Annotated in this window: 24 protein-coding genes; 11 read left to right on the top strand and 13 right to left on the bottom strand. The window is 74.1% G+C overall.

The genetic code is table 11. The annotated features are described in order from the left end of the window. The first annotated feature begins 439 nt into the window (after positions 1-439). Complete coding sequence (locus SM450_RS16930) at positions 440-2,167, top strand: glycosyltransferase family 39 protein (protein ID WP_474620675.1); 1,728 nt, start codon at positions 440-442, stop codon at positions 2,165-2,167. Here the strand turns inward: SM450_RS16930 and SM450_RS16925 are convergent. Together SM450_RS16925 and SM450_RS16920 are read right to left on the bottom strand one after the other, a co-directional pair. Then, positions 2,142-3,704 carry a histidine kinase N-terminal domain-containing protein gene (locus tag SM450_RS16925; RefSeq protein ID WP_474620674.1) on the bottom strand — a complete coding sequence of 521 codons (1,563 nt, stop codon included), beginning with the start codon at positions 3,702-3,704 and terminating at the stop codon, positions 2,142-2,144. The genes SM450_RS16930 and SM450_RS16925 overlap by 26 nt on opposite strands. A 24-nt stretch (positions 3,705-3,728) precedes the next feature. Beyond that, the gene (locus SM450_RS16920) at positions 3,729-4,757 is read right to left on the bottom strand and encodes an SIS domain-containing protein (RefSeq protein ID WP_474620758.1); all 1,029 of its coding nucleotides are present in this window, start codon (positions 4,755-4,757) and stop codon (positions 3,729-3,731) included. 191 nt (positions 4,758-4,948) lie between these two features. Between SM450_RS16920 and SM450_RS16915 the strand changes: the two genes are divergently transcribed. Then, positions 4,949-6,559, top strand: a complete 1,611-nt coding sequence (locus tag SM450_RS16915) for a tetratricopeptide repeat protein (RefSeq protein ID WP_474620673.1) — start codon at positions 4,949-4,951, stop codon at positions 6,557-6,559. 71 nt (positions 6,560-6,630) lie between these two features. On the opposite strand, the gene SM450_RS16910 is transcribed toward SM450_RS16915, so the two are convergent. Beyond that, a complete protein-coding gene (locus tag SM450_RS16910) occupies positions 6,631-8,220 on the bottom strand; it encodes an MDR family MFS transporter (protein WP_474620672.1) in 1,590 nt (529 codons plus the stop codon). Between the two features lie 119 nt (positions 8,221-8,339). On the opposite strand from SM450_RS16910, the gene SM450_RS16905 reads away from it, so the two are divergent. Continuing rightward, on the top strand, positions 8,340-8,909 hold the full coding sequence (locus tag SM450_RS16905) for a TetR/AcrR family transcriptional regulator (RefSeq protein WP_474620671.1): 570 nt from the start codon (positions 8,340-8,342) through the stop codon (positions 8,907-8,909). Here the strand turns inward: SM450_RS16905 and SM450_RS16900 are convergent. Together SM450_RS16900 and SM450_RS16895 are read right to left on the bottom strand one after the other, a co-directional pair. Next, the gene (locus SM450_RS16900; protein WP_474620670.1) at positions 8,880-9,413 is read right to left on the bottom strand and encodes a GNAT family N-acetyltransferase; all 534 of its coding nucleotides are present in this window, start codon (positions 9,411-9,413) and stop codon (positions 8,880-8,882) included. The genes SM450_RS16905 and SM450_RS16900 overlap by 30 nt on opposite strands. Next, entirely contained in the window at positions 9,410-9,625 is a 216-nt protein-coding gene (locus SM450_RS16895) for a biotin/lipoyl-binding carrier protein (protein ID WP_091068708.1), read from the bottom strand. The genes SM450_RS16900 and SM450_RS16895 overlap by 4 nt, the downstream gene beginning before the upstream one ends. Positions 9,626-9,848: 223 nt before the next feature. Here SM450_RS16895 and SM450_RS16890 point away from each other — a divergent pair, with 223 nt between their 5' ends. Beyond that, positions 9,849-9,923 carry a 50S ribosomal protein bL37 gene (locus SM450_RS16890; RefSeq protein ID WP_369752275.1) on the top strand — a complete coding sequence of 25 codons (75 nt, stop codon included), beginning with the start codon at positions 9,849-9,851 and terminating at the stop codon, positions 9,921-9,923. An 83-nt stretch (positions 9,924-10,006) separates the two neighbouring features. On the opposite strand, the gene rsrA is transcribed toward SM450_RS16890, so the two are convergent. The 5 genes from rsrA to SM450_RS16865 all read right to left on the bottom strand — a co-directional run bounded on the left by rsrA (position 10,007) and on the right by SM450_RS16865 (position 13,452). Beyond that, positions 10,007-10,294: a mycothiol system anti-sigma-R factor gene (gene rsrA / locus SM450_RS16885; protein WP_474620669.1), complete on the bottom strand. Its 288-nt coding sequence runs from the start codon at positions 10,292-10,294 to the stop codon at positions 10,007-10,009. A gap of 2 nt (positions 10,295-10,296) precedes the next feature. Next, positions 10,297-11,103 (bottom strand): sigma-70 family RNA polymerase sigma factor, encoded by an 807-nt coding sequence (locus SM450_RS16880; protein WP_474620668.1) that lies wholly within the window; start codon positions 11,101-11,103, stop codon positions 10,297-10,299. 343 nt (positions 11,104-11,446) lie between these two features. Continuing rightward, complete coding sequence (locus tag SM450_RS16875; protein ID WP_474620667.1) at positions 11,447-12,070, bottom strand: alpha/beta hydrolase family protein; 624 nt, start codon at positions 12,068-12,070, stop codon at positions 11,447-11,449. Between the two features lie 68 nt (positions 12,071-12,138). Further along, positions 12,139-12,531, bottom strand: coding sequence for a WhiB family transcriptional regulator (locus SM450_RS16870; protein ID WP_091068696.1), 393 nt, complete (start codon positions 12,529-12,531; stop codon positions 12,139-12,141). A 213-nt stretch (positions 12,532-12,744) separates the two neighbouring features. Beyond that, a complete protein-coding gene (locus SM450_RS16865; protein ID WP_474620666.1) occupies positions 12,745-13,452 on the bottom strand; it encodes an SOS response-associated peptidase in 708 nt (235 codons plus the stop codon). A gap of 102 nt (positions 13,453-13,554) precedes the next feature. Here SM450_RS16865 and aroA point away from each other — a divergent pair, with 102 nt between their 5' ends. From aroA to SM450_RS16845, 4 genes are all read left to right on the top strand, one after another. Continuing rightward, positions 13,555-14,856 (top strand): 3-phosphoshikimate 1-carboxyvinyltransferase, encoded by a 1,302-nt coding sequence (gene aroA / locus SM450_RS16860; protein ID WP_474620665.1) that lies wholly within the window; start codon positions 13,555-13,557, stop codon positions 14,854-14,856. Between the two features lie 204 nt (positions 14,857-15,060). Next, positions 15,061-15,954: a ribosome small subunit-dependent GTPase A gene (gene rsgA / locus SM450_RS16855; RefSeq protein ID WP_474620757.1), complete on the top strand. Its 894-nt coding sequence runs from the start codon at positions 15,061-15,063 to the stop codon at positions 15,952-15,954. A gap of 60 nt (positions 15,955-16,014) precedes the next feature. Continuing rightward, a complete protein-coding gene (hisN, locus tag SM450_RS16850) occupies positions 16,015-16,833 on the top strand; it encodes a histidinol-phosphatase (protein WP_474620664.1) in 819 nt (272 codons plus the stop codon). 59 nt (positions 16,834-16,892) lie between these two features. Beyond that, positions 16,893-17,858, top strand: coding sequence for a hypothetical protein (locus SM450_RS16845; RefSeq protein WP_474620756.1), 966 nt, complete (start codon positions 16,893-16,895; stop codon positions 17,856-17,858). On the opposite strand, the gene SM450_RS16840 is transcribed toward SM450_RS16845, so the two are convergent. After that, positions 17,747-19,009: a glycosyltransferase gene (locus SM450_RS16840; RefSeq protein ID WP_474620663.1), complete on the bottom strand. Its 1,263-nt coding sequence runs from the start codon at positions 19,007-19,009 to the stop codon at positions 17,747-17,749. The two genes, SM450_RS16845 and SM450_RS16840, sit on opposite strands and share 112 nt — an antisense overlap. A gap of 192 nt (positions 19,010-19,201) precedes the next feature. Here SM450_RS16840 and SM450_RS16835 point away from each other — a divergent pair, with 192 nt between their 5' ends. From SM450_RS16835 to SM450_RS16825, 3 genes are all read left to right on the top strand, one after another. After that, positions 19,202-20,200, top strand: coding sequence for an SDR family oxidoreductase (locus tag SM450_RS16835; protein ID WP_474620662.1), 999 nt, complete (start codon positions 19,202-19,204; stop codon positions 20,198-20,200). 56 nt (positions 20,201-20,256) lie between these two features. After that, complete coding sequence (locus tag SM450_RS16830; protein WP_474620661.1) at positions 20,257-20,940, top strand: ATP-binding protein; 684 nt, start codon at positions 20,257-20,259, stop codon at positions 20,938-20,940. Positions 20,941-21,020: 80 nt separating this feature from the next. Beyond that, positions 21,021-21,593 carry a DUF5709 domain-containing protein gene (locus tag SM450_RS16825; protein WP_474620660.1) on the top strand — a complete coding sequence of 191 codons (573 nt, stop codon included), beginning with the start codon at positions 21,021-21,023 and terminating at the stop codon, positions 21,591-21,593. 1 nt (position 21,594) lies between these two features. On the opposite strand, the gene SM450_RS16820 is transcribed toward SM450_RS16825, so the two are convergent. Next, positions 21,595-22,227 (bottom strand): response regulator, encoded by a 633-nt coding sequence (locus SM450_RS16820; RefSeq protein WP_474620755.1) that lies wholly within the window; start codon positions 22,225-22,227, stop codon positions 21,595-21,597. Positions 22,228-22,238: 11 nt separating this feature from the next. Continuing rightward, positions 22,239-23,363, bottom strand: a complete 1,125-nt coding sequence (macS, locus tag SM450_RS16815; protein ID WP_474620659.1) for a MacS family sensor histidine kinase — start codon at positions 23,361-23,363, stop codon at positions 22,239-22,241. Positions 23,364-23,468: the final 105 nt, after the last annotated feature.

Genomic DNA, 23,468 nt, shown 5'->3' with positions numbered 1-23,468 from the left:
CCGCCGACAACGCGGGTACGCCGCCCCGTGGTCGAGGCCGGCCGTCTGCCACGTGGCACGACCCTCGCCCGCCCGGCGCTCCCCGACCCACCCTCGTCCGACCGGACCGGACCGGACACCAAGCCCATCCCAGCGACAAGCTCAGGGCACGGCCGTGATCAAGGGGTCAACGAAAGCCCCCCACCCCCACCGCCGACGCAAACCCTTGATCAACCCACGTCGCAGGGAGATCTTGGTACCAATTGGCCCCTCCAGGGGCGGAACTCTTCCAAGATCTCCCGGACGCCCCGTCGATCATGAGGTTGGCGGCGACAAAGCGGAGTGTCAGTGCCGCCAACCTCATGATCGACGGGTGAGAGGGGAGCTAGGGGCGGGCCGGGGCGGGGGAAGTTGGCGGAGCGGGGTGGGAGGGTGGGGGTGGCGTGTGAGGCTGCGAAGTGTGAGCGCGCCTGCCGAGCCTGCGCCGTCCCGCGTCCGGGGGTGGGCGGTCTGGGCGGTCCCCGGCCTCCTCACGCTTGTGGTCACGCTGGTTGGGATCGGGCACGCGCAGCCGTGGCGGGACGAACTGGCGACCTGGAGCGCCGCCACCCGCCCGCTGCCGGACCTGGTCCGGCTGACCCACACCATCGACGCCGCCACCGGACCGTACTACCTGCTCATGCACGGTTGGACCGCGCTGGCCGGCACCTCGCCGGCGGCGCTGCGGCTGCCCTCGGCGCTGGCCATGGCAGCCACCGCCGCGCTGACCGCACGCCTCGGCGCCCGGTTGCTGGGCCACCGGCCCGGACTGCTGGCCGGCCTGCTGTTCGCCGTGCTGCCGAGCACCTCGCGCTACGGCCAGGAGGCCCGCCCGTACGCGCTCGCGACGCTGCTCGCCGTGCTCGCCACACTGCTGCTGGTCGAGACGCTGCGTCGGCCGACGTGGCGGCGGTGGGCCGGGTACGCCGTCGTCGTCGCCGCGCTCGGACTGCTCCATCTGATCGCGCTCACCATCCTCGCCGCGCACGCCATCGCGGTGCTGCTGACCGCCGCGCACGGCCCGGCCGCCGCCGGCGTCGACCCGCCCGGCACACCCCGGCCCGACGCACCCCGATCGGGCGCATCCCGATCCGGCGCGCTTGACGAGCCCCCGCCCGGCGAGCCTGAAGCAGAACGGAGGGGGGCAGCCGGCGAGGGTCGGGCGGTGCCGGCGCCAGGGCGGGTGCTCGCGCGGTGGCTTGTGGCACTGGTGCCGGCCATCGTGCTCGTCACCCCGCTGGCGCTGGTCGCCCGGGGGCAGCGCGGCCGGCAACTCGACTGGGTGGACCCGGCCCGACTGGCGGATCTGGCGTCGGTGCCCGGTGGGCTGGCGCAGAGCGCGGTGGTGGGTGGGTTCGTGCTGGCGCTCGCGGCGCTCGGCGCGGCCCGGCTCGGCCGGTGGGCGGTGCTGCCCGGGGCCGCGGTGCTGCTGCCGGTGCTGCTGCTCTTCGTCGCCGGCATGGTGGTGCCGCTCTGGGTGACCCGCTACCTGATCTTCACGGTGCCGTTCGCCTGCCTGCTGGCCGGCGCGGCCCTGACCCGACCAACGCCAGCCCCGACCCGACCGACCCCGACCCCGACCGGACCAACGCCGGCAACGGCAGCGTCGGCCGCGAGCGCACCGGACAAACCCACACCGGACAGAACCGCACCGGGCAGGACCACACCAACGGGGGTACGGCTCGGGCCGGCGCTGGCCGTGGTGGTCCTGGCCGGGTTGCTCGGGCTGCCCGACCAGGCGGCGCTGCGCCGGACCCACGAGTGGCCCCGCAGCGCCCCGGTCGACTACGCGGGCGTGGCCGGGATCATCGCCGCCGGACAGCGGCCGGGCGACGCGGTCGTCTACTCACCCCGGGACGGCTGGCTCTTTCCCGATCTCGGCCTGGCGTACCACCTGGGGTCGCGGCTGCCGCGTGACGTGCTCGCGGTCCGCGACCAGCGGGCGGACGCGAGCCTCTGGGCCGTCGAGTGCGGCGACCCGGCCCGCTGCCTGGCCGGCGTGGACCGGATCTGGCTCGTGGTCGCCGGACGCCGGACGGATCCGCTGGCGAAGGTGCCCGGCGCCAAGGGCGAGGCGCTGCGCGACGGCTTCACGGTCCGTCAGGTGTGGCCCCGCCCGGGCCTCACGGTGGCCCTGCTCGCCCGGTGAGGCGGTCGGTGGTGCCTCGGGCCAGTGGTACGACGAGGACCGCCTCGGTGCCGCCGGCTGTCCCGTTGCGCAGTTCGATGGTGCCGCGCAGTTCGCCGGTGACCAACGCCCGGACGATCTGGAGACCGAGGTTGCCGCCGCGGTCGGCGTCGAACTGCCCGGGCAGGCCGCGGCCGTTGTCGGCGACCGAGACGTGCAACTGCTTGCGGAGCCGGTGCACCGAGACGACCACTTCGGGTCGCGGCGTGTCCGCCGGGGTGGGGATGGTTTCCTCGTCGACAGGTGGGAAGCCGTGTTCCACGGCGTTGAGCAGCAGCTCGTTGAGGACCATGACGAGCGAGGTGGCGATCTCGGCCGGCAGGATGCCGAAGCTGCCCCGGCGACGCATGCCGACGGTTACCTCGGTGGCGGCCACCTCGGTCGCGGCGCTTGCCACCCGGTCCACGATGCCGTCGAACTCGACCGCCTCGTCGCTCGACAGCGAGAGCGTCTCGTGCACGAGCGCGATCGAGGCGACCCGGCGTACCGACTCCTCGAGCGCGACCCGGGCCTCCGGCATGGACACCCGGCGGGCCTGGAGGCGCAGCAGCGCGGCGACTGTCTGCAGGTTGTTCTTCACCCGGTGGTGGATCTCCCGGATGGTGGCGTCCTTGGTGATCAGGGCGCGGTCGCGGCGGCGTACCTCGGTGATGTCGCGGACCAGCACCAGCGCGCCGATCGGCACGCCGGCGGGCATCAGCGGAAGCGCCCGGGTCAGCATGGTGGCGCCCCGGGCGTCGATCTCCCGCCGGGGTGGGGCCTCGCCGCGCAGCGCGGCGAGCACCGCGTTGCCCGCGTCGGTGCCTTCGAGGGGGTCTCCGGCGAGCCTGCGGTGCAGCTTGGCCAGGTCCTCGCCGACCAGGTGGGAGGCGTAGCCGAGCCGGCGGTACGCGGACTGCGCGTTGGGGCTGGCGTAGGTGACCTTGCCGTTGGCGTCGAGCCGCACCAGGCCGTCGCCGACCCGGGGCGCCGAGGTGGTCTCGCCCGGGTGCCGGGGCGGTGGGAAGGTGCCGTCGGCGATCATCTGGGCCAGGTCGTCGGCGGTGGTGAGGTAGTTCAGTTCGAGCTGGCTCGGGGTGCGCGCGGTGGAGAGGTTGGTGTCCCGTCCGACCACGGCGATGACCTCGCCGTGCTCCCCGTCCCCGGTGCGCAGCCGCACCGGGATGGCCTCGTGCCGGGCCGGTACGTCGCCGTACCAGACCGGGTCGCCCTCCCGCCAGATCCGGCCCTGCCGGTGCGCGACCTCCAGGTGCGCCACCTCGGGACCGCCGACGATGCGGCCTACCTGGTCGTCCAGGTAGGCGGTCGGGGCGGTGGTCGGGCGGACCTGGGCGACGCAGAGGAACGTGCCGTCGCCGTCCACCGGCACCCAGAGCAGCAGGTCGGCGAAGGACAGGTCGGAGAGGAGCTGCCAGTCACCGGCGACCCGGTGGAGGTGGTCGATGTCGGCCGGCCGGAGCGCGGTGTGCTCCTCGGCGAGGTCACGGAGGGTGGACACGCCCCACAGCGTGCCACGCCTGGCTCACATCGTCGCCGTGACCTTCTTCAAACCACGTGGCGCGTCCGGGTTCTCGCCACGGGCCAGGGCCAGCGCCAGGGCCAGTCGTTGCAGCGGCAGGATGTCGAGCAGCGGCGCGTACCGCTCGTCGACCTCCGGCACCGCCATCCGGGTGCCGCCGACGTCTGCGGAGCCGACCACCACCACGTCGGCCCGGCGTTCGCCGAGCCGGGGCAGCACCTCGCGCATCGACGTGCCGCCGGGGCCGGAGCCGACCACGGCGAGCACCGGCACGTCCGGGTCGGTCATGGCGAGCGGGCCGTGCAGCAGGTCGGCGCCGGAGAAGGCGAGCGCCGGCAGGTAGGACGTCTCCATCAGCTTCAGCGCCGCTTCCCGGGCCGTCGGGTACGCGTAGCCCCGGCCGGTGGTGACGAGCTGGGCGGCGAACCGGTAGCGCGGGGCGAGCCGGGCCGGGGTGTCGTCGGCGAGCGTCCGCGCGGCCAGCTCGGGCAGGCGGGCCAGCGCGTCCCGCTCCGGCGCGGGCAGCACGCCGCCGCCGGCGCGTACCCCCTCGACAAGCATGAGCAGCGCGAGCAGCTCGGCGGTGTAGGTCTTGGTGGCGGCGACCGCCCGCTCGTGGCCGGCGGCCACGTCGACGCTCAGCTCGGCGGTTTCCACGAGCGGCGAGTCGGGGTTGTTGGTGACCGCCAGGGTGAGCGCGCCGGAGGCCCGGGCCACCCGGAGCACCTCGGTCAGGTCGGGTGAGCCGCCGCTCTGGCTGACGCCGACGACAAGCGCGTCGGAGAGGTCGGGGCGGGCGCCGAAGACGGTGATCGCGCTGGGTGAGGCCAGCCCGGCGGGGAGGCCGAGGCGGATCTCGGTGAGGTAGGCCGCGTAGAGCGCGGCGTGGTCGGAGGTGCCCCGGGCGGTGAAGACCACGTGGCGGGGTCGCCGCTCCGCGACGACGGCCGCTACCTGGGCGATCGCGGTGGCGTGCGCGGTGGAGAGCAGGCGCTCGTAGCCGGCCGGCTGCTCGTCGATGTCGGCGGCCATCCCGGCCCCTGGTCGCGTCACCACGCACCCCCTTCTGCGCGATTGCCGCGCGTTCGATGCTCAGTCTTGCACGTTTGGGCCGGAATCAACAATGCAACGAGCAGCAGTGCGCACCGGATCACCACACGGCGGCAAGATCCCCTAGGCTTGCCCGGCTGACCGACCGACCAGCCCGGCGAGGGAAGGATGACGTGCCCGAGGACGACGCCGCGCTCTCCGCGGAGGAGGAACTCGCGCTGGCCCGGCTGGCGCTGGGCGAGGGCGATCTCCGGCACGCCGCGGACCACGTCGCCGCCGCGCTTGTCCGCTCCCCCACCCTCCCCGAGGCGCACGAGACGCTCGCCCGGCTCGCCGCCGCCAGCGGCGGTGACGTCGAACTCTTCCCGCTCGGCCAGCACGCCTTCGTCGGCGCCGTGGTGGCCCGGGCGCACCTGCTCGCCGCCGCCGGCCGTCCCGCCGAGGGTCTCGACCTGCTGGCCGCCGCCACCGGCTACGCACCTGGTGCGCCATGGGCCGCCGTACCCTGGGTGACCGCCGCCGACCTGCCGGAACGGCTCGATCCGGAGCGCACCGCGCGAATCCTCATGCAGGTCTGCGCCGCCGCGCCCGACCCGGTTCCGCGCCGGCTGCGCGAGCCGCTGCTGCCCTACCTGACGCTGGCCCGCAACGCGATCACCGTGCATCCGGACCACCCGCTCCTGCTGGGCGCGGCGTCCGCGCTGGCCCGGCGCCTCGGCGAGGTCGCCCTCGCGGTCGAGTGGGCCACCCGGGGGGTACGCGCGATGCCCAGCAAACTCGGCGAGGTGTGGCTCGGGTACGCGTACCGCAGCGCCGGCCGGACCGCCGACGCGCTCGCCGCGCTGGAGCGTGCGGTCGCGCTCGACCCCGACGACCTGGCGATCTACGCGGACATCGCCGGCACGCTCGCCGACCACGGCCGGCTCGACGCGGCGCTGGGCTGGATCGACCGGGCGCTGGCGAAGGACCCGACGTTCGACTGCGCCGTGCACACCGCGCACCGGCTGCGCTTCCAGCGCGACGGGAACGTCGACCACCTGGTGGCGCTCGCCGACTTCGTCCGCGACCACCCGGACGACACGCACGAGCACGGCGACCTCGCCGAGTGCTGCCGCGGGCGCCCGTGGCTCGGCCAGGTAACCCCGGCCGACGCGGACCAGTTCCCCGCGCCGCCCCCGAACACCGCCCGCCCGTCGGCGAACGCGGTGCGGCGGCTCCAGCAACTGGCCCACCCGGCCTGGGCGCACCCGCCGGCCGCGTACGACGCCGCGGTCCGACTCGCCACGCTGGACCTGGCCGACCTGCTCGGCCTGCTGGCGTACCCACCGGAGGCGCCGTCCACGGCGCTGGGCCGGGTGCTCGGCGATCAGGACCCCGCGCTCTGGGCGCGCTGCGCGCAGGTCTGGGCCTGTCTCGGCCTGCTGCACCACCGCACCGACGAGCCGTGGGCGGAGTCGACCCGCCGCCGAGTGCTGCGGGACCTGGCCGGGGGCGAGCCGGGGCCGGTGGCCGAGGCGGCACTGTTCGCCCTGGTCACCGCCGCCTGGGTGGACCCGGCCGTACGCGCCGACGTGGCCGATCTCGTGGCCGGGCGGCTCGCCGAGGTGGCGACCGGCCCCGCCCGGCGCACCCCGGAGGCGGTGTCGCTCGCGCACCTGGCCCGGGCCACCCCGGCTCTCGACCCGGCCGCCCGCGCGACGGCCGACGCGCTCGTCGCCGACGCCGGGGCCGGCGCGCTGCGTCGTCTCTGGCGGCGCCTCACCGCCCTGTTCCGCCGCGCCTGAGCGCGCCCCTGGTGGTGTTAAGAAGGGGCCCCGGTACAACGCCAGGCGTTAACCGGGGCCCCTTCCTTACGTCAGACGGGGGCTTTGCCGAGCGCGACCTCGGCCTCGTCCTCCGGGGTGGTGTCGGCGGGTGGGACGTCGTTCGTCGCGCGCAACGGCACCTCCTTGACGAACCAGGCGAGCACCGGGACCGCCACGGTGAAGAAGAGCGCCCAGAGGAAGACGTGCGAGATGGCGTTGGAGAGCGCGCCGAGCACCAGCTCCCGCGTCGCGCCGGTGAGCTGCTTGAGGTTCTCCAGGTCCATCGCGCCGCCCTCGCCGCCGCCCTTGCCGGCGAGCGCCGGACCGGCGGGCGAGTCGGCCAACCGGTTGGCGAAGATGGCGCCGAACAGCGAGACGCCGAACGAGCCGCCGATGGACCGGAAGAAGGTGGTCGCGCCGCTCGCCGCGCCCAGGTCCTTCTGCTCGACGCTGTTCTGCGCGATGAGCATCGAGGTCTGCATGAGGAAGCCCATGCCGACGCCGAGCACGACCATGTAGAGCGAGGACTCGGTCTTGCCGGTGCCGAGGTCGAGTCGGCTGAGCAGCCACATGCCGATGACCATCACCACGCCGCCGATGATCGGGAAGGCCCGGTAGCGCCCGGTCTTCGTGATCGTCCGGCCTACCACGAGCGACACCACGAGCATGCCGAACATCAGCGGGAGCAGGAGCAGGCCGCTGTTGGTGGCCGAGGCGCCCTGCACGGTCTGCTGGTAGAGCGGCAGGAAGTTCATCGCGCCGAACATGGCGAAGCCGAGCAGGAAGCCGATCACCGAGATGAGGGCGAAGTTGCGGTTGGCGAACAGGCCCAGCGGCAGGATCGGTTCCGGTGCCCGCCGCTCCACGAACGCGAACACGCCCAACGCGGCCACCGCCAGCACGGTCAGGCCGAGGATCTGCGGCGAACCCCAGTCGTACTGCTTGCCGCCCCAGGTGGTGACAAGCACGAGCGCGGTGATGCCGACGGAGAGCAGCGCCGCGCCCAGCCAGTCGATCTTGTGCTCGGTGCGGTACTTCGGCAGGTGCATGGTGGCGGCCAGGAGGAGCAGCGCCACACCGCCGAGGGGCAGGTTCACGTAGAACGCCCAGCGCCAGGAGAGGTTGTCGGTGATGAAGCCGCCGACAAGCGGGCCGGCCACCATGGCGATGGCCATGATGGCGGCGATCATGCCCTGGTAGCGGCCCCGCTCGCGGGGCGGGACCAGGTCCCCGATGATCGCCATGACGCCGACCATCAGGCCGCCCGCGCCGAGGCCCTGGACCGCGCGGAACGCGATCAGCTCGACCATGCCGGTGTCGGCGCCGCCGAAGACACCGGAACCGGACATGCCGCAGAGCGCGGAGCCGATCAGGAAGACGACCACCGAGGTGAGGAAGACCGCCTTGCGGCCGTAGAGGTCGCCCAGCTTGCCCCAGATCGGGGTGGAGACGGTGGTGCCCAGCACGTAGGCGGTGACCACCCAGGTGAAGTGATCGGCGCCGCCGAACTCGAAGACGATGCGCGGCAGCGCGGTGCTGACGATCATGTTATCGAGCATCGCGAGTGTCATCGCGGTCATCAGGCCGAACAGGATGACGCGGACGTTTGGCTTCGCGGTGACCGGGGCTTGTTGACTCATGGGTAGGCTCCCCCGCAGATCGGTGATCGACTTACTTGCCGCCCGGCTAGTTAACTTACTAGCCGCACGGTAAGCTCGACACGGGGACAACGTCAAGCGGATTGGAAGGTGTCGGTCGGGTGAGCGAGAGCACAGGCGGCACGCGCCAGCGCATCCAGGCCGTCGCGCTGGAGCTCTTCACCGAGCAGGGGTACGAGAAGACCTCGCTCCGGGAGATCGCCGAACGCCTCAACGTGACCAAGGCGGCCCTCTACTACCACTTCAAGAGCAAGGACGAGATCGTCAGCAGCTTCGTCGACGACCGGCTGCGCCGGATGGACGAGCTGATCGCCTGGGCCGCCGACCAGCCGGCCACGCTGGAGACCCGGCGCACCCTGATCGCCAGCTACGCGGACACCATGTTCTCCGGCGAACTACCCCGGGTGATGCGGTTCTTCGAACAGAACCAGACCGTGCTGAAGAGCCTCGTCGCCGGCCAGCAGATGCGCGACCGGATGATGCGACTCGCCGGCGAGCTGAGCCGCGGCGACGAGTCCCCGGCCGCCCAGCTACGCGCCTCGCTCACCCTGTTCGCCGTGCACAGCAGTTGGTTCGCGGTGCGCACCCCGGGCATCACCGACGACGAGCGGCGGAAGATCGCCCTCGAGGTGGCCGACGAGTTACTGGCGAAGATCGGCGACGGCGCCTGAGGCGGTGAGGGGCAGGCGCAGGCCGAGCAGGTCGATCCCGGGCATCGGAGCCCAGTCCTTCTCCGGCGCCCGGACGAACCCGAGCCGGTCGTAGAGCCGCCGCGCGCTCGCCGCCATGCCGGCCCGCACGCAGATCACCACCGCCGCGCACCCCAGCTCGACGGCGCGCGCCACGCACGCCTCAGCCAGCGCCGCGCCCGCGCCCCGGCCCTGCGCGGCCGGGTCGACCGCGAGCATCCGGAACTCGGCCTCACCGGGCCCGGCGAGTTCGGCGTACGGGGTTCCCGGCAGCACGAACGTCACCGCGCCGAGCACCGCGCCGGTGGCCTCGTCCACGGCGACCAGCACCTCCCCGGTCCCCGCCCGGCCGGCCACGTCGGCGAGCACCGGAGCGTACCCGGTCTCGCCCTTGAGCTGGCCGTCCCCCTCGTACGCGGCCACCGTCAGGCGGGCCACCGCCGGGAAGTCCGCCGGCTGGGCGCGGCGGACGAGCAGGCCGGTCAACCGATCACCGCGATCAGGTCGCCGTCCTGCACCACGTCACCCTCGTTGACCGCCAACTGCTGCACCACGCCGTCGGACTCGGCGACCACCGGGATCTCCATCTTCATCGACTCCAGGATGACAAGCGTGTCCCCCTCGGACACCGTGTCCCCGGCCGACGCGACGACCTTCCAGACGTTCGCCACCATCTCGGCGCGGATCTCCTCGGCCATCTCCCGGCCCTCCCTCTCCCCGACAATCATGCGAACGGTATCCAATCATGACGCCGGTCACGTCCGATCTCTGACCACCGGCCCGGGACGCGCCCCACCGCACCCGGCGCGGCACCGGCGGCACTAGCATCGTGCGGGTCGGCGCCCGGCGGACCGGGGGCCGTACGCGACATCCGCCGCGCTCACCCGTGGCCGGACCGTGACCAGCACAGGGAGGCAGAGAATGGCGAAGAAGGCCCGGAAGAAGAAGGCCCGGAAGAAGAGCAGCGCCAACCACGGCAAGCGCCCCAACTCCTGATCACCGATCAGCGGCGCCCGGCCCTCCGGGGCCGGACACACCTGTGGCCCGGATCCACACGGACCCGGGCCACAGGTGTCTGATCAGTCGGCCAGCTCGCGGGACTCGGAGGTCTCGAAGACCACCAGCTCGCTCAGCCGCAGCCGCAGCCGCTCACGCAGCTTCTCAGGCGCCGCCTCGTTGCCGCAGCACCGGGCCACGAGCGCCTTGACCTCCTGCTCGATGCCGTACTCGCGCAGGCAGGGCCCGCACTCCTCAAGGTGGTGCCGGATCAGCACCCGGCGCTCCTCGCCGCACTCCAGGTCGAGGTAGAGGTAGACCTCGGCGAGCACTTCGTGGCAGTCCGTCTCGTGCGGTCGTCCACAGCTCACGGTCACACCTCCCGGCTGGCGGCGGCGGTCGAACCCTTCGACGGGGCGGCGCTGAAACCCCGCTCCGCCGCGTACCGCTCCAGCAGCTTCCGCAGGTTGCGTCGGCCCCGGTGCAGGCGGGACATCACGGTGCCGATCGGCGTACCCATGATGTCGGCGACCTCCTTGTAGGAGAAGCCCTCGACGTCGGTCAGGTAGACCGCCAGGCGGAACTCCTCCGGCAACTGCTGGAGGGCCTCCTTGACGTCGCTGTCCGGGAGCCGGTCGAGCGCCTCGGTCTCGGCCGAACGCAGACCGCTTGACGTGTGCGACTCCGCCTCGGCGAGCTGCCAGTCGGTGATCTCGTCCGTCGGCGCCTGGATGGGCTGGCGCTGCCGCTTCCGGTAGGAGTTGATGTAGGTGTTGGTCAGGATCCGGTAGAGCCAGGCCTTCAGGTTGGTGCCCTGCTCGAACTGGTGGAAGGCGGCGTACGCCTTCAGGTAGGTCTCCTGGACCAGGTCCTCGGCATCCGCCGGGTTGCGGGTCATCCGCAGCCCGGCAGCGTAGAGCTGATCGACGAAGGGCATCGCGTCCCGCTCGAAGCGGGCCCTGCGCTCGTCCGTCTTCTCGGTGGTCAACCGCACATCCCCTCGCGTCGGATGCTTTCCCGCCGAGGATACGCGTACCCGCCTGGCGGCAGATTCACTTCCCGAGTGTGTGCCGATGCTCACGGTCGACGCCGACGCCTGCCACTCCGGCGCGTCGAGCAGCCGCCGGAGCTGGCGTTCGTCCCGTTCGTCCCGTTCCCGGCTCCGAGTCTCGGTCGGCACCGGTCACCCCCCTCGCGCTGGCAATGTCGTTCCCAACGGGTGTCAACGCGATAGTCGCCCCCCAACATTCCACCCACGCGGACTCCCGCCAGCGGGTGCAGCGCGTTCGCCAGCGCCGCGATCATGAAGTTGGCCGCACAATCCGTCCGATATGCCCACGCCAACCTCATGATCGACGGAGGATGGGGCCGTTCGGACCAAGATCTCGGGGTCACACCCGCTCCTGGTCCCAGCTCGGCCGCGACCGATGCTGGGACCAGGAAGGGCCTGGGAGGGTGACTCCGATCACGCCCGTGCCGGGCGGCCGGCGCCAACCGGTGCAACGACCGCCCGCCGGAGACGGTCACGCACGCACGGGCAGCCAACCCCGGATCGCCAGCCAGCCGCGCACCACCTCGGCCGTGCCGATCGGATCCCTGCGCAGGTCGTGCCGCTCCCCCGGCCGGACCATCACCTCGACGCCGGGCGCGGGATCGGGCACGCCGAACGGGTCCCGGTCGCCGTTGACCACAAGCGTGGGCAGGCCGGTGCCCAGCTCGTCGGCCCGGGACCGTTCCGGCCGCCCGGGCGGGTGCAGCGGGAACGCCAGCGCCACCACACCGGCCGCCCCGACGATGCCCGCGGTGCGGCAGGCCACCCGGGCGCCACTGGACCGGCCGCCCACCACCCAGTGGCGGGTGTGCGGCAGGCGACGGCGCAGCTCGGCAAGCACCGCCGTCCACGCCTCGTCGAGGTGCCCGGCCGGCGCGGGCGCGCGGCGGCCGGCGACCCGGTACGGCTGGGTCACCAGCGCCACCCCGGCCCCGGCGGCACGAACCACGTCGCGGACCGCCACGAGATCCGGCGCGTCCACGTCGCCGCCCGCGCCGTGACCCAGCACGAGCACGGTGCCGCCGGTCGCCGTCGGTGGGTCGAGCCGGACGCGCGCCGGCCCCCGTGGCGTGTCGATCTCGTCGTCGTGCCGCACCGGCCCATTCTGCGCACGGCGGCCCGCCCGGCGACGGCCGGGCGCGGAACACCGGCGTCGGGCCGGGCTCAGCTCAGCGGCACCAGCGTGAGCAGACGGTCGCGCACCGGCGGACCGGGTTCATCGACCGCGTCCGGATCCGGCTGCACCTCACTGCGCCAGGCGACGAGCATGGCTCGCCGCTCACGCGGTGTGGTGCCGCCCCAGACGCCGTGGCAGTCGCCCACCTCCAGAGCCCAGGCCAGGCAGGAGCCTTGGACGTCGCAGGTGCGGCAGAGCGCCACCGCCGCGTCCGCCGGTTCGTTTGGCGCCGGAAAGAACGTCTCCGGATCGACGCTCTGGCAGGTTCCCCTGGTGCGCCACGCCTCGTCCTGTCGCCGTTCGCGCAAGGCTCGCAGCAGCCGCGGATCGCGCCGCGCCGCTGCCACCTCGTGCGGGCGGGGCATGCGTGCCCGTGTCATTACACCCACCTCCCCCGTGGGGCCGGCGAAGATCTTCCTAAAAGATCGATGGATGTCATTCGCCCCGTGCGAACGGACGCCCATCACCGGCGCTGTGTTCTATCGCACTCGCGCACGCCGAGACAAGAGCCTCCGGCAAACATGACTGAACGTCCGGGCGACTTTTCAGGCGCAACCCCGGCAAATCAGCACTCGACAATGTGCTGAACGTGATCAGAACAACGTCGGTTCCCGGTCCGCCTCCACAGCCGCCGGGACGATCCGGGCGATCAACTCCGGGCCGTCGTTGCGGACGTCGCCGACCGCCGGTGAGACCGGCCGGATCTCCAGCGCGGCGAGCTGCCCGGCGTCCGGCGGGACGAGCAGCGCGGCGGGCTCGTCGGTCGGATCGAGCCAGGAGGCCCAGCGGTCCCGCGGCAGCAGCAGCGGCATCCGGTCGTGCACCTCGGCCAGCTCGCCGAGCGCCGCGGTGGTCAGCACACTGAACGTGAGCCGGGGCGTTCCCGCCGCCTCCCAGAGCGACCAGATGCCCGCGAAGGCCAGCACCGAGCCGTCCCGCGGGGTCATGAAGTAGGGCTGCCGGCCACCGTCCGGACGGCGGACCCACTCGTACCACCCGTCGGCCGGGACCAGGCAGCGGCGACGGGCGAAGCACGGTGCGTACGCCCGACTGGTGGCGACCGTCTCGGCCCGCGCGTTGATCATCCGGGCGGCGCCGGCGGCGCTGCGGGACCAGGGCGGGAGCAGCCCCCAACGGCCGAGCGAGAGCAGTCGGTGCCCCTCCGGCGCGAGCCGGACCAGCGGCGCGGAATCGGTCGGGGCGACGTTGAAGTCGGGCTCGACCTCGCCGGTGGAGTCGGTCGACTCGAACAGCGCGCTCAGGTCGCCCGCGTTCCTGGTCGTCGCGTACCTCCCGCACATGGCGCCCACGCTAGCCCCAGCGGGCCGTTTCGGCTGTCCCGCCCACCGGGAGCAGGCCCGGAGGGCGGCCCGACGGGGCCGCCGGCTTGGCAGAATGTGAGCGTGGGGAATCTGACCGCTACCCGTCCGCCACAGCCGTGGACCGCGCCGACCGCGAGCGACCCGGTCGCCGCGACGCTGCGCCTGCCCGGCTCCAAGTCGATGACCGCCCGGGCCCTGGTGCTCGCCGCGCTGGCCGGCGGGCCGTCGACGCTCGACCGGCCGCTGCGCGCCCGGGACACCGAGCTGATGGCCGGCGGCCTGCGTGAGCTGGGTTCGCACATGTCGATCTCCGACGACGACCGCTGGCTGGTCCGGCCGCACCCGCTCGTCGGCCCGGCGCACGTCGACGTCGGCCTGGCCGGCACCGTGATGCGCTTCCTGCCCCCGGTGGCCGGGCTCGCCGCCGGCCGGGTCACGTTCGACGGCGACCCGCACGCCCGCACCCGCCCGCTCGGCCCGCTGATCGGCGCGCTGCGCGCCCTCGGCGTCCGGGTCGACGCCCCGCCGGCCGGCAGCCTGCCGCTCGTCGTCCTCGGCGCCGGCCGGGTGACAGGTGGCGAGGTCGTGATCGACGCCTCGGCGTCCAGCCAACTGGTGTCCGGGCTGCTGCTTGCCGCACCCCGCTTCGACCGGGGCGTGGTGGTCCGGCACGAGGGGCCACCGGTGCCGTCCGCGCCGCACGTGCGGATGACCGTGCAGATGCTGCGCGCCGCCGGGGCCGCCGTGGACGACGCCACGCCCGACGTCTGGGTGGTCGAGCCGGGCCCGCTCACCGGGCGCGGCTGGGACATCGAGCCCGACCTCTCCGGCGCCGCGCCGTTCTTCGCCGCCGCGCTTGTCACCGGCGGTGAGGTCACCCTCCAGGGCTGGCCGCACAGCAGCCTCCAGCCGGTCGAGCGGCTGCGCGAGCTGCTGCACCGGATGGGCGGCGAGGTGACGCTCGGCACCGACGGGCTGCGGGTGCGGGGCACCGGCGCGATGCGCGGGGTGGACGCCGACCTGTCCGACGTCGGCGAGCTGACCCCGGTGCTGACCGCGCTCGCCCTGCTTGCCGACACCCCGTCCCGGCTGACCGGCATCGGTCACATCCGGGGCCACGAGACCGACCGGGTCACCGCGCTGGCCAAGGAGTTCACCGCGCTGGGCGCCGACATCACCGAGACCCGCGACGGCCTGGAGATCCGGCCCCGCCCGCTGCGCGGCGGCACCTTCCGGACGTACGCCGACCACCGGATGGCGCACGCCGCGGCGGTGGCCGGGCTGGTCGTCCCCGGCATCGAGGTCGACGACGTGACGTGCACCTCGAAGACCATGCCGGAGTTCCCGGCACTATGGTCGGGCATGGTGACCGGCAAGAACTGACAGCGGGGGGACGTCCTGACGACCAGGCGGCGGGAGTACGACGAGGACGACGTCCGGGTCCGTCCCGGCAGATCGTCGCGGCCCCGCACCCGCACCCGGCCCCGGCACGCCGACGCGGTCGACGGGTTCGTGATCGCGGTCGACCGGGGGCGCTACACCTGCGTCCGCCCCGAGGCCGGCCCCGACGACCCGGTCGTCACCGCCATGCGCGCCCGCGAGCTGGGCCGCAAGTCGGTGGTGGTGGGCGATCGGGTGGGGCTTGTCGGTGACGTCTCCGGCGCACCTGGCGCGCTGGCCCGCATCGTGCGCATCGCCGAGCGCACCTCCGTGCTGCGGCGCACCGCCGACGACGACGACACCACCGCCGAGGGGCGGCTGGAGCGGGTGGTGGTGGCAAACGCCGACCAACTGGTGATCGTCAGCGCGCTCGCCGACCCGCCGCCGCGCACCGGGTTCATCGACCGCTGCCTGGTGGCCGCGTACGACGCCGACATCGAGCCGCTGCTCTGCCTCACCAAGGCCGACCTGGGCGGCCCGGAGGCGGTGCTCGGCTACTACACCGAACTGGAGCTGCCGTACGTGCTGATCCGCCCGGGCGCCGACCTGGCCGGGTTGCGCACGCTGCTCGCCGGCCGGGTCTCGGTGTTGGTGGGCCACTCCGGCGTGGGCAAGTCGACGCTCGTCAACCGGCTCGTGCCGGCGGCGGAACGGGCCGTCGGCACGGTAAGCGCGATCGGCCGGGGCCGGCACACCTCGACGAGCGCGGTGGCGCTGCGCCTGCCGCCCGACCCGAGCGCCGGTGGCGATCCGGGCTGGATCGTCGACACCCCCGGCATCCGCAGCTTCGGGCTGGCACACGTCTCCGCGGAGAGCCTGCTGCACGGTTTTTCCGACCTGGTCGAGGCGACCGTGGACTGCCCGCCCAACTGCCCGCACACCGCCGACGAGGCGGACTGCGCGCTCGACGCCTGGGTGGCCGCCGGCAAGGCCGACCCGCGCCGGCTCGCCTCGTACCGGCGGTTGCTCGCCTCCCGCAGCGGCGAGGGCGACGCGCGCGAGCCCGAGCGCAACCCCGGCGACCCGCTCGCCGGGTCCTGACCGGCGGACGGGCGGCCACCCGCCGGGGCCTGCCGCGTGGGCGGCGCTAGCGTGTGGACCATGACCGGGTACGCCGACGACCTCGCCCTCGCCCATGTGCTCGCCGACGCCGCCGACGCCGTCTCCACGGCCCGGTTCCGCGCCCTCGACCTGCGGGTCGAGTCGAAGCCGGACCTGACCCCGGTCTCCGACGCGGACACCGCCGTGGAGCGGGAGATCCGCGCCCTGCTCGCCACCCACCGCCCCACCGACGGCCTGCTCGGCGAGGAGTACGGGGAGCAGCCGGCCGCCGGTCCGGACGGGCGGCGCTGGGTGGTCGACCCGATCGACGGGACGAAGAACTTCGTCCGGGGCGTACCCGTCTGGGCCACGCTTGTCGCGCTGCTGGAGCAGGACCGGCCGGTGCTCGGCCTGGTCTCCGCGCCGGCGCTGGGCCGGCGCTGGTGGGGCGCGCGCGGCGCGGGCGCGTTCGCCGGCACCGGTCCGGCGGACGGCGCGCCGATCCGGGTCTCCGGCGTCACGGCGCTTGCCGACGCCAGCGTCTGCTACTCCTCGCTCACCGGTTGGGAACAGGCCGGCCGCTTGGACGCGATGCTCCAGCTCATGCGGGACAGCTGGCGGAACCGGGCGTACGGCGACTTCTACGGCTACATGCTGTTGGCCGAGGGGGCGCTTGACGTGATGGTGGAGCCGGAGCTGTCGCTGTGGGACATCGCCGCGCTGGTGCCGATCGTCGTCGAGGCGGGTGGCCGGTTCACCGACCTGGCCGGGCGACCCGCGCCGGCCGGCGTCGACTCCGCCGACATCAGCGCGGTGGCGAGCAACGGCCGACTGCACGACGACATCCTGGGCCGGCTGGGCCGGCCGGCCGAGCGCTGACCCGGCCCGAGCCTTATCCTCGCGAGGTGGTCTCCTCCGGTTGGTGTTTCCTCGCGGCGATGATCGTCGCGTATGGCTTCGCCAACCTCCTCCAGTCGGTCGCCGCCGCGCGGACCACCGTGCACCACACGTTCGACCCGGGGCTGCTGCTGCGGCTGGCCGGTCACCGGACGTACCTGATCGGCCTGGGCTGCCAGGTGGTCGGGTTCGTGTTCGCCTTCCTGGCCCGCCGGGACCTGCCGCTGTTCCTGGTCCAGGCCAGCGTGGCGGCCGGGCTGGGGGTGACCGCAGTGCTCGGTGTGGTGGTGCTCAAGTGGCGTCTGCCGGCCGCCGAGGTGGTGCTGCTGGTGCTGCTGTTCGGCGGGATCACCGCGCTTGTGCTGTCCGCCGAGCCGGCGCAATCCCGGCAACTCGGCACCGCCGGGCTGGTCGGCCTGGTGGCGGCGCTCGGCGTGATCGCCGGGTCGGGCTTCTTCGCGGCCCGGCTGCACGGCGCGCTCGGGTCGGTGGTGCTGGGCTCCCTTGCCGGGATGGCGTTCTCCGCCGCCGCGGTGGCCGCCCGCCCGCTCGCCTCCGCCGACTCGACCGAGGCGTTCCTCCGGGATCCCCTGCTCTACCTGCTGATCGTCCACTCGGTGGTCGGCCAGTTGCTGCTCGGCCTGGCGATGCAACGCGGGTCGACCACGGCGGCGGTGGCGGCGATGGACGCGGCCGGCGCGGTGCCCGCGGCGATCGTCGGGTTGCTGCTGCTCAACGACAAGATCTGGCCCGGGCGGGAGTGGCTGGCCGGGCTCGGCTTCCTGGTCACCCTCGCGGCCGTGGTGGGCCTGACCCGGTACGCCGAGCCGCAGCACCACCACGCGACCGTCCGGAGCCGGGAGCCGGCGAGGGTCGGTGCCGGGGTGCTGCCGGCTCAGGCCGCTTCGAGCGGCCCGCGTTCGGAGACGGTCACCTCGACCCCGACCGGAGGCGTCGTCGGGTCCGCCGGGATGGCCGGCCGGCGACGCCCGATCACCCGCTCGTAGAGTCGCTCCAGCGCCGCTGCCGTCCGTTCCCAGCTGTAGCTGCACCGCACCCGGTCCACCGCCGCGTGCCCGTACGCGAACCGGCCGGCGTTGTCGGTGAGCATCCGGCGCAGGGTGACGCCGAGGGTGCGCACGTCGCCCGGCGGCACCAGCTTGCCGGTCACCTCGTCGACGACGGCGTCCGCGATGCCGCCCATGGCGTAGCCGACCACAGGCACGCCGCAGGCCATCGCCTCAAGTGACACCCGCCCGGCGGACGAGTAGTGCGGGGTGCAGGCCACCACGTCCGCGGAGCGGTACCAGGTGGCCATCTGGTCGTGCGGGACCGCGCCGACGAGTTGGATCCGCTCCGCCACGCCGGCCCGCTCGGCCAGCTCACGCAGCCGGCGCGCCTCCGCGTGCCGGGCCAGCCGCTCGGCCGGCGGACCACCGGCGATCACCAGTTCCGCGTCCCCGACGAGCCGCATCGCCCGGATCAGGTCGTCCTGGCCGTGCCCGGGCGCGAGCCCGCCCACGGAGAGGATCCGGGGTCGCTGGTCCCGTGGGGCCGCTTCGCCGTCGGGGTGGAACTGCCCGGTGTCCACGCCCGTCGGCACCATCGCCACCGCGGTGCGTTGCAGGCCCATCCGGGTCAGCTCGTCGACCTCGTCGTTGCACTGGGCGACCGCGACGTCGACCGCCCGGGTCAGCGCCCGTTCGAGCGGGATCCGCTGGCCCGGCCCGGTGTAGCCACGGCCGAGGTGGCGGAGCTGCTCGACGCCGAGCGAGTGGAAGGTCTGCACCACCGGGATGTTCGTGGCGCGGACCGCCTGGGCGGCGGCCAGCCCGCCGACCCAGTAGTGGCCGTGCACCACCTCGGGCGCCCAGTCGCCGGACCACTCGTCGGCCAGCCACCTGCCGAACTCGGCGACGTACGGCACCAGCTCGGCGGTGGGCAGCGGATCGGGCGGTCCGACCGGAACCCGATCCAGGCGGTAGCCGTCGAGTTCCGCCAGGGCCGGCTGGACGGCCGCGTCCCGGCGTTCGTACACCCGGACCTCATGGCCCCGGGCGGCGAGTTCAGCCGCCACGCGCGCAATGTGCTCCTGAGTCCCGACGATGGGACCATCGGTGGACGAGCCGGCGTGCGCGCATACAAGGCCGACGCGCATGGTGCACCTCCATGCGTTGCTCGGTAGCTGGTTCTCCCGGTAGAGCGTCCCATTAACCCGGCGCTGATGGCCCCAAACCTGGCAGATCAGCAGGGTGGCGAGCGTCCCATGGGCGGGACACCGGTTCGGACCGAACCCGATCAGCGCGGGAGTCGTCGGCATGACCGGCCGGCTCCGGGGTACCGCCTGGGAATGGCGCTCACCCGAGATCTCGCCGACGCCACGGTCGTCATCACCGGCGCTTCCAGCGGCATCGGCGCGGCCACCGCGTACGCCCTGGCCGGTCGGGGGGCGGCAGTGGTGCTGGCCGCCCGGACCGAGGCGGCGCTCGACCGCGTCGCCGCGCACTGCCGGGAACTCGGCGGGCAGGCCCTCGTGGTGCCCACCGACATGACCGATCCGGACGCGGTGGACCGGCTGGCGGCGCGTGCGGCGACCGAGTACGGACATCTCGACGCCTGGATCAACAACGCGGCGGTGGGCACCGTCGGGCTGTTCGACGAGATCCCGGTGGCCGAGTTCCGGCGGGTGGTCGAGGTGAACCTGCTCGGCACCGTGCACGGGACACGGGCCGCGCTGCCCTGGCTCGTGGCGGCCGGCGGCGGGGTGCTGATCAACAACGCTTCCGTGCTGGCCGAGGTGGCGATGCCGTACCAGTCGGCGTACAACGCCACCAAGCACGCCATCCGCGGACTGTCCGACACGGTCCGGCAGGAACTGCGGGTGACCGGCCGCGGGAACGTCTCGCTCTGCACCGTGCTGCCGGCAAGCATCGACACGCCGTTCTTCCGGCACGCCGCGAACCACACCGGGCGGGAACTGACCCCGCCTCCGCCGGTCTACCCGCCGGAGATGGTGGCCGAGACGATGGTCCGGCTGCTGCGCCGGCCGCGCCGGGAGGCGTACGCGGGCGGCGCGGCCCGGCTGATGGGGCTCCAGTGGCGGCTGGCCCCGGCGCTTGCCGAGCGGGCGCTCGGCTGGTACACCGCGCGCACCCAGTTCGGCCCCGGCGTACGCCTGGACGCCACCGGCAACGTCTTCACCCCGGACGGGGAGGGGATGCGGACCGACGGCTGGTCCGGCCGGCGCGGCCAGTTGCTGCGGTTGTCGGCGGCCTTCGGGCTGGCCGCCGGCACCGCGGCCGGCACCGTCGCGGCGTTCAGCCGACGTTCCCGGTCCGGTCGCCCGTGAGTCCCGTCGAGCGGACCGATGCGCGTCCGGGGGCCGGCGTGCACAATGGGACGATCATGTCGACGGACGCGCGTTGCCTGGTGGAGACCGACGATTCCGCGACGGTCCGGCTGACCGGTGTGCTCGACCGGGCCGGGGTCGGGGCCGTACGCGGCGCGCTGCTCGCCCGGCTCTGGCAGCGGCCGGGCCCGGTGCGGGTCGACCTGTCCGGGCTGCGGATCCCCGACCCGGCCGCCCGCGACGTGCTCGACGAGGTCCTTCTCGCGGTCGCCGACTGGCCGGCCGCCGAACTGCGGCTCGACCCGGCCGACGCACCGTCACCCGCGCCGGCCGACCGGCTCGACGCCGACCTGCTCGACGCCGACCTGCCCCCGGTGGCCGAGTCCGCCCGCGAGGCCCGGTCGCTCGTCGCCGACGGGTGCCTCCGGTGGGGCCTGCCGGAGCTGGCCGAGCCGGGCTGCATCGCGGTCACCGAAATGGTCAACAACGTGGTCGCGCACGCGGCGACCCCGATGACGCTCCGGCTGGCGCCGCGCGACGACGCCCTGCACATGGCCGTCCGGGACCATGCCGGCGGGCGGCCCGCGTACGCCGGGCCGGCCCCGGTCGACTCCGTCGGCGGTCGGGGGTTGCTGCTCATCGACACGGTGGCCCGGCGCTGGGGCAGCACCCCGCTGCCCGACGGCAAGGTGGTGTGGTGCGTGCTGTACGCCGAGGACGAGGCCGCGTTCCGCAACTGAGGTGCGGTTTCGCCCTGTTGCTCCCGATCCACCCGGGCGTTCGCGGTTAACGCGGTCAACGCAGTGGGTAGTTCACCCCCATGCGCGACGACGAGTTCCCCACCCCCGTGTCCGACCCCGAGGCGGAGGGCCTGCCCGACACCGCCGACGACGACTCCACCGCCAACGACGACGTGCTGACCGGGCGCGAGGCGGACGGCCCGGAGCCGGCCCAGATCCCCGGCGACCGCACGCCGGTCGCCGTGGACCGGTTCGGCACCACGGCCGAGGAGCAGCTCGACGGCGAGTCGCTCGACGACAAGCTCGACCGCGAGCGGTACGAGCGTCCCGCCGACGACCCGCTCGCCGGCCCGGTCGACCCGGCGATCGCCGCCGAGGCGGACAGCGAGGAGGCCGCCGCGCAGGCCCAGCTCGACGCGGACGTGATCGACCCGGGCCCGGTCTCCGACCCGAACTCACCGGTCTCGATCTACGACCACGGTCAGCTCGGCACGGTCGCCGACCACGAGGTGGGCCGGCTGGTCGAGCCGGACGAGGGCGCGCACACCGACCTGGAGACCGACAACGTCGCCCACGACGCCGGCGCCGCCGGGGGCGGGGCGACCGCCGAGGAACTGGCGGTGCACGAGACCCAGCCCCCGCCGGCGCACTGAGTCACTCGTCCAGACCCCGCTCGATGGCGTACCGGGTCAGCTCGACCCGGTTGTGCAGTTGGAGCTTGCCCAGGGTGTTCTGCACGTGGTTCTGCACGGTCCGGTGGGACAGCCGGAGCCGCTCGGCGATCTGCTTGTAGGACAGCCCCTTGGCGACCAGACGCAGCACCTCGGTCTCCCGTTCGGTGAGCCGGGGTGCGTCGTCGTTCGGGGCCGGCGGCGCGGCGGCCAGCCGGCGGTATTCGCCGAGCACCAGGCCGGCCAGTCCGGGGGTGAACACCGGCTCACCTGCCGCGGTGCGGCGGATCGCGTCGAGGAACTCGGCCGGGGCGGCCGACTTGACCAGATAGCCGGTCGCGCCGGCCTTGACCGCGTCCAGCACGCTCTGCGGCTCGCCGCTGGCCGAGAGCATCAGCACCCGCACCTCGGGCAGCGCCGCGCGCAGCCCCCGGACCACCTCGACCCCGGAGACGTCCGGCAGTTGCAGGTCGAGCACGACCAGGTCGGGACGGACCGCCGCGGCCACCCGGACCGCCTGCCGCCCCTCGCCGCTCGTCGCCACCACCTGGAGGCCGGCCTCGGTCAGGTCGCGGGCCACCCCCTCCCGCCACATCGGGTGGTCGTCGACCACCATCACCCGGATGCTCACCGCCGCCGGCTCCTCGGCACGGTCAGCTCGATCTCGGTCCCGGCGCCGAGTGCGGAGACGATCCGGACGTCGCCGCCCAGATCCGTCACCCGACCACGGATGGACTGGGCCACCCCGAGCCGGCCCTGCGCCGCGGCCTCCGCCAGCCGTCCGTCCGGAATACCGGGCCCCTCGTCGCGTACCGAGACGGTCACCGTCTCCTCCTCGTCCTCGATCAGCACCCAGGCCCGCCCACCGGCGTGCCGGGTCACGTTGTCAAGCGCCGCGCCGACCGCCGCGGCCAGTTCCCCGGCGGCCCGCGCGGGCAGCGGCACCGGGGTGGCCGGCGCGGCCACCTGGACCTGGCCCGAGGCGTACCGGTCGAGCAGGTCGCGCAGGTCCCGGTCGTCCCCGGCCCGCTCCGGCGCCGCGCCCGCCCGGCCGATCAACGACCGCAGCGCGGCCTCCTGCTCGCCGGCCAGCCGGGCCAGCTCGGCCGCCTCGCCGTCCAGGTCGGCGCCGCGCCGCCGGACCAGCGCCAGCACCTGGAGCACCGAGTCGTGGATGTCCCGGGCCAGCCGTTCCCGCTCGCGGGTGGCCGCCTCCAGCTCCACCGCCCGCTGCAACCGGGCCTCCGCCTCGACCGCGAGCCGGGCCACGTGCCCGACCACCACGCCGGCTAGCAGCAGGAGGATCGCCCCGGTGAACGCGGACGGGTTGATCGGATCCCTGGTGGCCAGGTCGGCGCCGCCGAGCACGAGCGCGGCCACCGTGCCCCACCGCCGCCCGCCGGCGACCGCCCACGCCAGCACCGGCCCGGCGAGCCAGGCCGAGGTCAGGACCGGCACGCCGGCGGCGAGCGCCGGCCGGCCGACCACCCACGGCGTGGCCAGGATGATCGCCAGCACCACGAGGAGGTCGGCCAGGAGCAGCGGCGGACGCCGCCCGGCCGGGCGGCGGTAGCCGGCCGTCGTCACGCCGCTCCAGGCCAGCATGCCGAGCAGGACTCCACCGGCCGCCACCGGGTGCGCGTACTGGCCGCCGTCGCGCAGCACGAGCACCCCGACGTACGCCAGGGAGGCGAACCGGAACACCGCGAGGGAGCGCCAGAGCGGGCCTTCCAGGCCGGAGGACGACGGCATGGCCGTCACCCTGCCACAGCCGGTCACCGGGGGGCCTCCGGGAGCGGTCCGATAAACCCTGACGTACGGTGGAAAAGCCGCGAAGTCGTCGGGAACCATCGTCGG

Source organism: Micromonospora marincola, assembly GCF_056150385.1.
The sequence above is the reverse complement of the archived record's forward strand: the minus strand, read 5'-3'. Positions and strand labels throughout refer to the sequence as shown.